We start from the raw sequence: 11920 nt of genomic DNA on the forward strand, positions 1-11920 counted from the left end.
GCATTCGACGCTTGGCTATCGTTCACCCTGCCAGTATTTAGATGACTGGCTCACTGAGCAACATCAGGAAAAACAGGCGGCATAAAAGCCACCTGTTGGACGACGAAAAATCGAGGGAAGCTCAGTTTGTACAAATGATGCTATTGACCGTATTGTGGGGATTGGCCGTTGCCTATATCGCGTTTGTGGCCAGCAACGACCAGGGACTGCTAGAGTCGCGGCGCTCGTATGAGCGGATTTTTGAAATTGCGGAAAATCTGTACGACATACCTGATCGACAGCATAAGTTATTGCAATTGGTCGATGTGTCGTTGCGTCAAGAGCAACGTAGCAGCAGGGTGACAAGCAAGCCGCCAAGCATCCGGGTGTACCAAGGCGGGCATTTGATCTATCGCTCAGAGGTGGCGCCGCATGGCGTATATGACAACCGCAGCGATCAAATAGAGACGATTGAGGAAAACGGTGTCCGCTGGCATGCCCGCACCTTACAATCGCCGCGTAGCGATGTGCGGGTTACCATCAGTGTCCCCGAAGAAAAAATCGACTCACTGGAGAGGTTAGCTTTAAATGGCGGCTACTTGATGCCCTGGCTGTTGAGTTTCCCTTTTTTGCTATTCCCGGCCTGGCTGTCGACACGTCTGGCTTTGCGGCCCTGGCATCGGGTCGCGCACGAAGTGGCCGCCAGAGGCCCGCATAATATGCTGCCGTTACAATTCAAGCCGCGGCACCAGGAATTACGCTCGATGGTCGACAATATCAATGGTTTGTTGTCGCGTATTAGCCAGACCGCAGAGCGCGAGCGCCGCTTCATCGCCGATGCTGCGCATGAGCTGAGAACGCCCTTGGCCGCGATGCGGGTCAATGTTGAGGCTTTGCAAAGCCACGTTGGGGACTCGCGTCGACGAGAGCTTCTGGCCGGAATCATGAACGGCAATGACCGCGCCACCAGACTGGTGAGTCAATTGTTGATGCTGATGCGTAGCGACGCCACTGCCAGTGTTGTACTGGAGCGGCTTAATATGGCTGCATTTCTGCAGGAACGTCTAGCGTTAATGTTCGGGCTGGCTACTCAGAAACAAGTTGAGTTGGAACTGTTGTCGGACGGCGATTTTGTCGTCCTTGGTCATCGTGAGGGGATGGAATCCCTGATAGATAACCTGGTCGATAATGCCATTAAATACAGCCCACAAGGCGGCACGGTAACGATATCTCTGCATGGCGATGGCCGCGAAGTAGTGCTGCGCGTGGCCGATCATGGGCCGGGAATAGCCCCGAGCTTGCGTGGCCGCGTTTTTGATCGTTTCTTTCGTATCCCGGGGCAGATCCAAAGTGGTAGCGGGCTAGGGTTGACGATCGCCAGAGCGGTCGCACTCCAACATGCCGGCAATATCCGCCTGAGTGCGACCGAGGGCAACCAAGGACTGCTGGTGGAAGTCAGATTGCCGATGGCCCCGTGTTGCTGACATTGAGACGAGATAAAGCCACTTCGGATCCCTACCTGCGCGATATTTTCGGTATTGTTTGAGTATTATCTTCAGTATTGCCCACCCCACTCAAACCCAACAGCGCACCAGCCGCCAATACCCAGAGCGGATGTATCTTGCTCTTGAAGGTTACCAGCGCACAGCCGCCGGCAATCGCCGCCAGGCCCTAGGTACGTGCAGAAGCCTCGGTAATCAACGCCGCGCTGGCCGCGACCAGGCCAACTGTCATGGGAGCCTGTATCGTGGCGCGCCATGGTTTGTCCTTGAAACGCCGCCAGAGGTGCAGCACTGCGCCCGTAAGGAGCGAGGACGGGCCGAATTTAGCTAGCGTGCTAACCACCACGCCGGGCCAGCCGGCGACGTGCCAGCCGACCAGCGTCACGACCATCATGTTAGGCCCAGGTGCGGCCTGTGCCAGGGCGAACATGGCGCTGAAATCCTGGGCCGTCATCCAGTGATGGATGTCGACGACCTGGCGTTGCATTTCCGGCAGGATGGTGTTGCCGCCGCCAAACGCCAGCAGTGACAGTTGGCTAAATATCGTCGCCAGGGAGACGAGTGTGTCATTCATGAAGGCAGCTTCCAGATCATCAGAACGCCGAGCGGTGCCAGCACCAGCATGGTCGGCAGCAATGGTAGCCGCAGCAGCGCAATGGCGATAAAGAACAGGGCCGCAACAATGAGCGGCATCGGCTTTTTCAGCAGCGGCACCAACATCTTCAACGCCATCGATATCAGTAGCCCGGAAGCGGCGGCGGCTAGGCCAGCGAATACATGATTGATCGCCGCGTCGTGCTGGAAATGCTGGTAAAGCACGCCGAGAGCGACGACGATCACTGACGGCGCTGCGATCAGGCCCAGTAGTGAGGCAAGGGCACCGGGTATGCCGCGAAAATGCAAGCCGATGGCGACGGACAGATTGATAATATTGCCGCCCGGTAGAAACTGACATAAGCCCAGCAACTCGCTGAACTGTCTGCCATCCAGCCAACGCCGCTGCTCGACAATCATGCGGTGCGCCAGCGGCAGTACGCCACCGAAGCCGATCAGGCCGAGTGCCAGGAAGCCGGTGAAGAGCTCGCGCGTGGAAGGCGCTGCCGCCAGGTCATCAGCGGTGCTTGCGATTTCTGTAGTCATCTGGGATTTATCAGGCATGTTTCATATTTCTCATGCGTCTCAAACGGTTAAACATTGGTAATGATGAACAGCCTCTTGAACGGCAACAGCGTAACGCCGTTCTCGCGTTGCGGATAGGTCTGCCGCAAGGCAGTAGAATAAGCCTCGCGAAAGGCGGCACGCGGCGCGACCGGCAATGCTTCCAGATATGGGCGCAGACTGGTGCCCGCAGCCCACGTGGCCAGCAGGTCAAGGGCGGGACGGAGGCGATCATTGCTAAAATGCAAGTATTGATTGGCATCCCATATGTCGCTGGTGGCATCCATGCTATCTCCTGATTTTGTCACAAGGTTGATTTGCGGATCTGATGCCGGTCAACCGCGCGAGTGGCTGATGTGGCTGATACGGTGCAGCGGATCTGAAAAAATTGATCCGATAAACGTATGTTACAAAAAATCGGCATGCTGACAAATCGACTTTTTTGCGCCACCTTTGTGAATTATAATCACAAGCATGTCACGGCAACTTCCTCCATTGCAAGCATTGCGCGTATTCGAAGTCGCTGCCCGTTTTGAGAACTTCTCTGCTGCTGGCGAGGAGCTGCATGTCACGCACGGTGCGGTCAGCCGCCAGATAGCGGCCCTCGAAGCCTGGCTGGGCATACCGCTGTTCCATCGCATCGGAAAGCGCGTGCAGTTGACCGCTGACGGTCGCCGTTACTTGCTAACGGTGCAGGCGGCATTCGACAATATTGCGCTAGCCATCAAACTATTGCGCGAGTCTGGCACGGTGCGGATGCTGCACATCAATGCGCTGCCGACCTTCGCGATGCGCTGGTTACTGCCGCGCCTGAGCCGATTTCAACGGCTCTATCCAGGCGTCGAACTGAAATTGTCGACCTCCACATCGGAACAGCCCTTGGGGGAAGCGGGAGAATTTTTTGACGTGGCGATCCGGCGTGGTCCTGGTCATTGGCCTAATTGCGAGAGCGGTGAGTTTCTTGAGGAGAGCGAATTGCCGGTGTGTAGTCCTGCATTGCTGGCGCGTTCACCGATCACTCAGGCTGGCGACTTGGCGCGGCACACTTTGTTGCACTCCGATACCCGTCCGGATGCCTGGTCCAAGTAGTTAACGCTGGCAGATGTGGCTCCCGCGTTGTGCACGAAACGGCAGTCATTCGATCATTTTTATCTGGCCTTGCAAGCCGCAATCGATGGTCTTGGGGTGGCGCTCGGACCGTTGCCGTTGATTGCCGACGAACTGGCTAGCGGGCGTCTGGTCATGCCTATTTCAGAACCGGTGATTCGCGCCCGGAGCTATTGGTGGATCGTCTCACGGCATCAGTCTGGCGTGCCGTTGATCCGGGATTTTTGCGCTTGGCTGCAGCTGGAGGCCAAGCGTTGACGGCTAAACAGGCATCTGCTGCTGCCAATGTTGTGCATTTGTTTAGCCCGGCATAGCATGAGGGTGCCGTGCAAACTTTGTCGGTGTCGCTAAAAAACCCGCAGCTTTGTGTGTGTCATAGGTAGAATCTGGAACGAAGTTCTCCGCTTGATATTCACTGTGAAAGAAAATAATGCACAGCGTCGCCGAAGAAAGAAAGCAGCAGAAACTGGCAGAAATGCTCAAATTTGCCCAAGATCGCTTGTCACCGGAGAGTTTTGTATTAATGCAAACTTTCCTGCGCGATTATTACTCCCAGGTTGGCGAGGAGCAGATACTAAGCCGCGATCTGGCGGATCTATATGGCGCGGCAGTGGCACATTGGCAGTTTGCGCGACATTTTCAGAGCGGCACGCCGCGCGTGCGTATGTACAACCCGCGCATTGATGAAAATGGCTGGGAATCCGGCCATAGCGTGATCGAAATTGTCAACGACGACATGCCCTTTCTGGTGGATTCGACGACCACCGAAATCAATCGGCTGGGTTTGACCCTGCATGCGGTGATTCATCCGGTGTTCCGCGTCTGGCGCGATACGGCCGGCCAGATCGAGAGAGCCCAGCGAGCCAGCGAGGGCGTCGGGCCCGATACCGGCGAGTCCAGGCACGGCCAGTCCAGGCACGGCCAGTCTAGGCTGGAATCGCATATTCATATTGAAGTCGATCGCTGTACCGAAGCTGGCCGAATTGATGAAATTCTGGCCGGCGTGACCAAGATCCTCGGCGATGTCAGGGCTGCGGTAGAGGACTGGCGCAAGATGCAGGCTAGCGCCAACGCCACAATTGACGAATTGAAACTGCATGCCGGCACTGACGCCGCATGGCAGGACGAAGTTGCTGAAGCGCGGGCCTTCCTGGAGTGGATGGTCGACGATCATTTTACTTTTCTCGGCTATCACGACTACGCATTGCTGAGCAACGCCGGTGAAAACTATTTGCAGGGCGTTGGCGGTTCTGGCATGGGCATATTGCGCGAAGATTTACACAGTATCGATGATGCCGACATGACCAGGCTGCCGGTCGCGGCGCAAAGTTTCATCGACGCCCGCTCGCCGATTTTCATCACCAAGGCCAACATGCGCGCCACCGTGCATCGCTCCGGTTATCTCGATTACGTTGGCGTCAAACGCTACGATAGAGACGGTAAGGTGATTGGCGAACGGCGCTTTGTCGGCCTCTACACGTCAACCGCCTACACGGTGCTCACCAGCGAGATCCCGCTGGTGCGGCGCAAAGTGTCCGCGGTGCTGGCGCGTGCCGGTTTTGTGCCAAAGGGACATCTGGCTAAAACTCTGGCCACTATCCTTGAGCAATATCCGCGCGATGAACTGTTCCAGGTCGACGAAGATGAGTTGTTCGATACCGCAATGGGCATCCTGCGGCTCGAAGAACGCCAGCGCACTCGCCTGTTTGTGCGGCGCGATGCGTTTGGCCGCTATGTCTCTTGCCTGGTGTTTGTGCCGCGCGATCGCTTCAATACCGAGTTGCGCGAGCGTATTCAGAACCTGCTGCTTGAGGTTTTTAACGGCGACAGCCTTGAGTTCACGCCTTTGCTGTCGGAGTCGGTGCTGGCGCGCATGCAGTTCACGGTGCGCGCCAAGGCGGGCAACGCAATCGATGTGGATGTCGATGTCGCTAAACTGGAGCAGCGCATCGTGCAGGCGACGCGGCGCTGGCAGGACGATCTGGCTGAAGCGTTATTGGAACATCGCGGTGAAGAGCTCGGCAATCGTTTGCTGCGGCGCTACGCGTTGTCTTTTCCGGCTGGTTTTCGCGAAGACTATGCGGCTCGCTCGGCAGTGCGCGACATTGAGTTGTTGGAATCGGCCAGGCAAAACAATGGCCTGGCGATGAACCTGTACCGGCCGCTAGAAGCCGCTGCATCCTCGTTGCGCCTGAAGATATATCGCTCCGGCAAAGCAATGGCCTTGTCGCAGAGCTTGCCGATGCTGGAGCACATGGGCGTCAAGGTCAATGAGGAGCGGCCCTACAAGATAGATTTGCAGGATGACGAACCGGCCTGGATACACGATTTTGGTATGCAGACTGCGGACGACAGCGAAGTCGAGATAGCGCGCATCAAGGATGTTTTCGAAGATGCGTTCGCCCGTGTCTGGAGCGGCGAAGCCGATAATGACGACCTCAACCGGCTGGTGCTGCGAGCGCGTCTGACCTGGCGCGAAGTGACGATCCTGCGTGTCTATGCACGATATCTGCGGCAGGTCGGTTCGACCTTCAGCAACGCCTACATCGAGCAAGCGCTGACCGCTAATCCGGCGATTGCGCGCAAGCTGGTGGAATTGTTCCTGGCGCGCTTCGATCCGGCCCAGGTCCGGGATGCCAAAGCCGCAGCTAAGGTTGCGGCGCTGCTGCAACACACCGAGGCGGCGATGGACCAGGTGCCGAATCTTGACGAAGACCGTATCCTGCGTCAGTTTCTCGGCGTTATTGGGGCGACGTTGCGCACCAACTATTTTCAGCGCGGCACCGACGGCAAGCCAAAATCTTATCTGTCTTTCAAATTCGATCCGGCCAAGGTGCCCGGCTTGCCTGCACCGAAGCCGATGTTTGAGATCTGGGTGTATTCGCCACGCTTTGAAGGCGTGCACCTGCGCGGCGGCAAGGTTGCTCGCGGCGGTTTGCGCTGGTCTGACCGTCGTGAAGACTTTCGTACCGAGGTGTTGGGCTTGGTCAAGGCGCAAATGGTCAAGAATGCAGTTATCGTGCCGGTCGGCTCGAAGGGCGGTTTCGTGCTCAAGAACGCACCGCCTGCCAGCGACCGCGATGCCTATCTGCGGGAAGGCGTCGCATGCTATCAGACCTTCTTGCGCGGCTTGCTGGACCTGACCGATAACCTGGTGGACGGCAAGGTCGTGCCGCCGCTCGATGTGGTGCGCTACGATCCGGACGATCCGTATCTGGTGGTGGCGGCCGACAAGGGCACCGCCAGCTTTTCCGATTACGCCAACGCCATTTCTGCCGAATACGGCTTCTGGCTCGGCGATGCATTCGCCTCCGGCGGTTCGGTCGGCTACGATCACAAAAAGATGGGCATCACCGCAAGAGGCGCGTGGGAGTCGGTCAAGCGGCATTTCCGTGAGCTTGGCGTCAATACTCAGGAGCAGGATTTTACAGTGGTCGGGATCGGCGATATGTCGGGCGACGTGTTCGGTAACGGCATGCTGCTGTCGCAACACATCAAGCTGCTGGCGGCATTCGATCATCGTCACATCTTCCTCGATCCGAATCCCGATCCTGCGACCAGTTTTGCCGAACGCGAACGGATGTTCGGATTGCCGCGTTCGAGTTGGGCGGATTACTCAGCGGCGCGCATTTCCGCCGGCGGCGGCATTTATCCGCGCACGCTCAAGACAATTCCGCTGTCGCCGGAAGTTCAGGCCATGCTTGGCGTCTCGGCAGCAGAACTGCCGCCAACTGAACTGATACGCGCCATCTTGCTGGCTAGCGTGGATTTGCTCTATAACGGCGGCATCGGCACCTATATCAAGGCCAGCCGCGAAACCCATGCACAGGTCGGTGACCGCGCCAACGATGCGATCCGCGTCAATGGCGCGGAACTCAATTGCAAGGTCGTGGCGGAGGGCGGCAACCTTGGCTGTACGCAATTGGGGCGCGTTGAATTCGCGCAGAAGGGCGGCCGCATCTGTACCGATGCAATCGACAATTCCGCCGGTGTCGATTGTTCTGATCATGAAGTCAACATCAAGATCATGCTGGGTTTGATCGTCGGCGACGGCGAGATGACGGACAAGCAGCGTAACAAACTGCTGGCGGAAATGACCGAGGAGGTCGGCTTGCAGGTGCTGACCGATAACTACTATCAGACGCAGGCATTGTCGGTAGCTGGCCGCCGCGCGCCAACCTTGTTGGAACCGGAAGTGCGCCTGATGCGCTTTCTCGAACGTGCCGGGCGGCTCGATCGGGCGGTGGAATTCCTGCCCTCGGATGAGGAATGTGCCGACCGTAAAACCGCCAAGCAAGGCCTGACAACGCCAGAGCGCGCGGTACTGATGGCGTACAACAAGATGTGGCTGTTCGAAGAATTGCTCGCCTCGGATTTGCTGGCCGATCCATTCGTCGCCAGCTCGCTGAGCGCATACTTTCCGCAGCCGTTGCGCACCCGTTACGCTGAGGCGCTGCAGCGGCATCCGCTGGCGCGCGAAATCATTGCGACTTACCTTGTCAATACGTTAACCAATCGGGTCGGCAGCACCTTTGTCCATCATCTGGCCGAAGAAAGCGGCGCCGGCCCGGCCGCAGTGGTGCGCGCCAGCGTCATCGCACGCGAGGTATTTGAGTTCGAGGAAATCTGGCGTGACATTGATCTGCTCGACAATCTTGTGCCGGACGTCTTGCAGGCACAAATGCTGGTCGATGTCGGCGGCCTGATCGAGCAAGCCGGTTTTTGGTTCTTGCACCGTCATGACAAAGGCGAATCGATCAGCGCAACCGTCGAACGCTTCCGCCAGGCCGCCAACCAGCTCGGCCCGCAATTGGTGAGTCTGCTGGCTGCCGGCGACGCCGAAGCGCTTGAGGCCAAGAGAGATAAATTGATACAGGCTGGGGTCTCGGAAGTCTTGGCGCGGCGGGTCGCCAGTGCCGAACTGATCGGTGCCGTGCTGGATATTGCCGAAGTCGCCGCGTCTACCGGTCGTAGCCTGGAACTTGTCGCTAGCGTCTACTTTGCGCTTGATCTGAACCTGAATTTCGGCTGGATGCGCGAACGCGTCACTGGCCTGCCGGCAGATACGCACTGGCAAACGCTGGCGCGCAGTGCGTTGCATATCGATTTGACAGGCTTGCAGCGAACCTTGACGGCAAATGTGATCGAGTTGTCGCCGACACGCGAGCATGCCGAGGAAATGGTCAAGGCCTGGCAAGCATCATGCAAGATGCCGCTGGAACGCTACCGCCGCCTGCTGACCGATTTCCAGATGGGCGGCACTGTCGATCTGGCAATGCTGTCGGTGGCGGCACGGGAAATGCGGGAGCTGACATGAGCTTGATGCGTGCTGCCGGAGCGCCGGCTTGAGCTGCTCCAGCAAGCATTGTCGGCTGATTAGTCGGCCGATTAAGTATGCCCTGAACGTCAGTGCATGCTAGACAGCATAGGGGCTGCCCCCTTAATCTATCGGCATTCGAGGTTGGCACGATGCGCCGACACGATCTTACCAATCAAACGTTAAGGAGATACAAGCATGGCACAGATCAAATATACAGTTGAGCACGAATGGTTGCGGGCTGAGGAAGATGGCACGGTAACGGTAGGCATTACCGATTTTGCCCAAGACCACCTTGGCGATCTGGTATTCGTGCAACTGCCGGAAGTCGGCACCGAACTCGCCAAAGGCGACGAAGCTGCGGTAATTGAATCGGTCAAGGCCGCAAGTGAAATTAATATGCCGGTTGCCGGCACGATCACAGAAATCAATCAGTCTTTGGCAGACGAACCCGGCAAGATCAACGAAGATCCATTAGGTGCCGGCTGGTTCTTTAAGATGAAAGTCGGCGATATGGCCGAGTTGAGCAATTTGATGGATGAGGCGGCTTATGTCGCGATGTTCAAGGGTCAGGCTTGATTTGTGGCAATAAGCGGCTGCAAAAATAGCTGCAAAAGGTAGCAGAAAAGGGCGGCTGCAAAAGGTGGCCGCAAAAAATAGCCGCAAAAAATAGCCGCAAAAAATAGCCGCAAAAAATAGCCGCAAAAAATAGCCGCAAAAAATAGCCGCAAAAAATAGCCGCAAAAAGCGGTGCCAAGCCCTGTTGCCTTACTGCTCACACGATACGCACAAGGAAAGCATCCATGACACAATCACGGCCTGCTCTAGAAGATTTGGCACAACATGCCGATTTCGTTGAACGCCACATCGGCCCGGATAGTACCCAACAAAAGGCCATGTTGACTGCACTTGGCTTCGATTCAATCGATGCCCTGATAAAGAAGGTTGTGCCTGGCGCTATTCTGGAAAAGCAGCCGCTTGCTTTCGGCTCGCCCCGCAGCGAAGCCGAAACGCTGGCTTCGCTGCGGCAAATCGCCAGCAAGAATCAGATATTCAAGTCGCATATCGGCATGGGGGTACTACAACTGCCATACCCCGACCGTGATTCTGCGCAATTTGTTGGAAAATCCAGCCTGGTACACCGCCTAAACGCCGTATCAACCAGAAATTTCGCAAGGGCGGCTGGAGGCATTATTGAATTTCCAGACCATGGTCACGGATCTCACCGGCATGGAAATCGCTAATGCATCGTTGTTGGATGAGGCGACCGCTGCCGCTGAAGCGATGGTGTTCTGCCAGCGTCTCTCGAAAAGCAAAAGCACCACATTCTTTGTCTCGCAAGACTGTTATCGGGGAGAACAGGGAAAACGGAAAAAATCGTACGCTAAGGATTTTTCGGATGCCCCAGCTATTTTGTTGGCTTGTTACGGGCCAGTAGTCGCGTCACCGTGGACGGATGAACATTGAACAGGCGTTCCGAATCGGCCACCGTTTTTTGCCCAGAACCGACCAAGTAGACGTTTTATTGGAAAAGCCTTGACAATGTGCTTTTTCTGCCATAATATCAACTACCAACCGATAGGTAAGTAAATTGACTGAGAAAACACCATGACGACATTACAAGAACTCTCCCCATCGGCTCAGCGCATCGCAGATGCGGCGCAAGTGTTGGTTCAGCAGGTGGGTTACAACGGGTTCTCGTTTGAACACATTTCCAAATTGGTGGGCATGCGAAAGGCCAGTATTCACCACCACTTTGCTTCCAAAGTGGATTTGGGCGTAACGGTGGCTCAGCGATACACCCACCAATTTGACGGTGCCTTGCGGCAGATCCTCACGTCAGTTAAACCGGCACCGCAACGGCTGCAAGCCTACGCGGATCTATTCGAAACGACATTCTTAAATGATCACCACCTTTGCGTTTGCGGCATGTTGGGTGCGGAATCCAATTCACTGGACGCTGCAGTAAATCAGGAAGTGCGGCATTTCTTCCAGCTCAATTTGGCATGGCTCAAGGATGTGATCCAGGAGGGGTTGGCAAGTGGCAGCTTGAAGAGCGCGCACGGCGCCCAAGTGCTGGCAGAAACTTTGCTGTCGCTGCTTGAAGGGGCCATGCTGGTTGGGCGCAGCATGAAGTCACCCCTGGGGCCACGCCGAATCGGTGATGTGTTCCTTTCCGGCTTGATTGTGTAGGCCTTTTTTTAATCGCATTAACTTCCTTCTAGTAGGATGTCAAGGCGAATGTGCAACACCTGCTGAAGTCGTTCAGCCGGTGAGGCAGGAGAAGGATGCGAGAAATGTTTCGCGCATCCAATCTTTTGGTATCGAAATGCCATTGCGGCAGAGGAGTTTTTCATGAGCACAGGTAACAAACAAAAGCGCGTCTTATTGGTCATGTCGTCGGTGGACGAAATGGGCATCAATGGTAAACACACAGGCACTTGGTTCACCGAGTTGGCGGCGCCCTACTACATCTTGACCGAGGCCGGCTACGAGGTGGTGCTGGCTTCGCCAAACGGTGGCGAAGCTCCTATTGACTGGTTGAGCATGAAAGCGCCGTTCACCACCGAATACACCCAACGCTTTATGGCAGACGAGGTGGTCCAACACGCAGCCAAAGCAACCCGCAAATTGCGCAACGTCAACTACGACACCTTCGACGCCGTCTTTTTCCCAGGTGGATATGGTTTGCTGTGGGATTTGGCCCACGATTCACACGTGATCAAATTGATCCAGGATTTTTACACCAGCAACCGCCCCATCGCGATGGTGTGTCATGCCCCCGCCATTTTGCGCGACGTGAAACTGCCCAACGGCGAGTATTTGGTGAAGGGCGTCAATTTGACCGGTTTCAAGA

8 protein-coding genes and 3 pseudogenes are annotated in these 11920 nt (G+C 56.3%); 7 read left to right on the plus strand and 4 right to left on the minus strand.

Going from position 1 to position 11920, the window contains the following annotated elements; all coding sequences use genetic code 11:
* The first annotated feature begins 95 nt into the window (after positions 1 to 95).
* Entirely contained in the window at positions 96 to 1463 is a 1368-nt protein-coding gene (locus tag ACIQ0R_RS06825) for an ATP-binding protein (protein WP_395825348.1), read from the plus strand.
* A gap of 31 nt (positions 1464 to 1494) precedes the next feature.
* On the opposite strand, the pseudogene ACIQ0R_RS06830 reads toward ACIQ0R_RS06825, so the two are convergent.
* The 3 genes and pseudogenes from ACIQ0R_RS06830 to ACIQ0R_RS06840 all read right to left on the minus strand — a co-directional run bounded on the left by ACIQ0R_RS06830 (position 1495) and on the right by ACIQ0R_RS06840 (position 2926).
* Positions 1495 to 2055 (minus strand): annotated as a pseudogene (locus tag ACIQ0R_RS06830) (chromate transporter).
* Positions 2052 to 2621: a chromate transporter gene (locus ACIQ0R_RS06835; RefSeq protein ID WP_395825351.1), complete on the minus strand. Its 570-nt coding sequence runs from the start codon at positions 2619 to 2621 to the stop codon at positions 2052 to 2054. Before ACIQ0R_RS06835 ends, ACIQ0R_RS06830 begins: the two are co-directional and overlap by 4 nt.
* A 47-nt stretch (positions 2622 to 2668) precedes the next feature.
* The gene (locus tag ACIQ0R_RS06840) at positions 2669 to 2926 is read right to left on the minus strand and encodes a hypothetical protein (protein ID WP_395825354.1); all 258 of its coding nucleotides are present in this window, start codon (positions 2924 to 2926) and stop codon (positions 2669 to 2671) included.
* A gap of 187 nt (positions 2927 to 3113) precedes the next feature.
* On the opposite strand from ACIQ0R_RS06840, the pseudogene ACIQ0R_RS06845 reads away from it, so the two are divergent.
* The 3 genes and pseudogenes from ACIQ0R_RS06845 (at position 3114) to gcvH (ending at position 9642) form a co-directional block, all read left to right on the plus strand.
* Positions 3114 to 4004: pseudogene (locus ACIQ0R_RS06845) on the plus strand (transcriptional regulator GcvA).
* 172 nt (positions 4005 to 4176) lie between these two features.
* Positions 4177 to 9063, plus strand: coding sequence for an NAD-glutamate dehydrogenase (locus ACIQ0R_RS06850; protein ID WP_395825357.1), 4887 nt, complete (start codon positions 4177 to 4179; stop codon positions 9061 to 9063).
* A 198-nt stretch (positions 9064 to 9261) separates the two neighbouring features.
* Positions 9262 to 9642 carry a glycine cleavage system protein GcvH gene (gene gcvH, locus ACIQ0R_RS06855; RefSeq protein ID WP_395825360.1) on the plus strand — a complete coding sequence of 127 codons (381 nt, stop codon included), beginning with the start codon at positions 9262 to 9264 and terminating at the stop codon, positions 9640 to 9642.
* Here gcvH and ACIQ0R_RS06860 read toward each other — a convergent pair.
* Entirely contained in the window at positions 9633 to 9842 is a 210-nt protein-coding gene (locus ACIQ0R_RS06860) for a hypothetical protein (protein WP_395825364.1), read from the minus strand. The two genes, gcvH and ACIQ0R_RS06860, sit on opposite strands and share 10 nt — an antisense overlap.
* Positions 9843 to 9866: 24 nt before the next feature.
* Between ACIQ0R_RS06860 and ACIQ0R_RS06865 the strand changes: the two are divergent.
* From ACIQ0R_RS06865 to ACIQ0R_RS06875, 3 genes and pseudogenes are all read left to right on the plus strand, one after another.
* Positions 9867 to 10407, plus strand: a pseudogene (locus tag ACIQ0R_RS06865) (glycine dehydrogenase (aminomethyl-transferring)); the annotation flags it as partial.
* Between the two features lie 264 nt (positions 10408 to 10671).
* Positions 10672 to 11256, plus strand: a complete 585-nt coding sequence (locus ACIQ0R_RS06870) for a TetR/AcrR family transcriptional regulator (RefSeq protein WP_395825367.1) — start codon at positions 10672 to 10674, stop codon at positions 11254 to 11256.
* Positions 11257 to 11418: 162 nt separating this feature from the next.
* A partial coding sequence (locus tag ACIQ0R_RS06875; protein ID WP_395825370.1) for a type 1 glutamine amidotransferase domain-containing protein occupies positions 11419 to 11920 on the plus strand: 502 nt, incomplete at its 3' end.

The sequence above is a fragment of the Collimonas sp. genome, assembly GCF_044339385.1.
Lineage (GTDB): Bacteria > Pseudomonadota > Gammaproteobacteria > Burkholderiales > Burkholderiaceae_D > Collimonas.

Bases quoted from the DNA above. Each gene is read 5' to 3' on its own strand.
- ACIQ0R_RS06835 (WP_395825351.1), bottom strand. From the start codon at position 2,621: ATGACTACAGAAATCGCAAGCACCGCTGATGACCTGGCGGCAGCGCCT.
- ACIQ0R_RS06850 (WP_395825357.1), top strand. From the start codon at position 4,177: ATGCACAGCGTCGCCGAAGAAAGAAAGCAGCAGAAACTGGCAGAAATG.
- ACIQ0R_RS06840 (WP_395825354.1), bottom strand. From the start codon at position 2,926: ATGGATGCCACCAGCGACATATGGGATGCCAATCAATACTTGCATTTT.
- gcvH (WP_395825360.1), top strand. From the start codon at position 9,262: ATGGCACAGATCAAATATACAGTTGAGCACGAATGGTTGCGGGCTGAG.
- ACIQ0R_RS06870 (WP_395825367.1), top strand. From the start codon at position 10,672: ATGACGACATTACAAGAACTCTCCCCATCGGCTCAGCGCATCGCAGAT.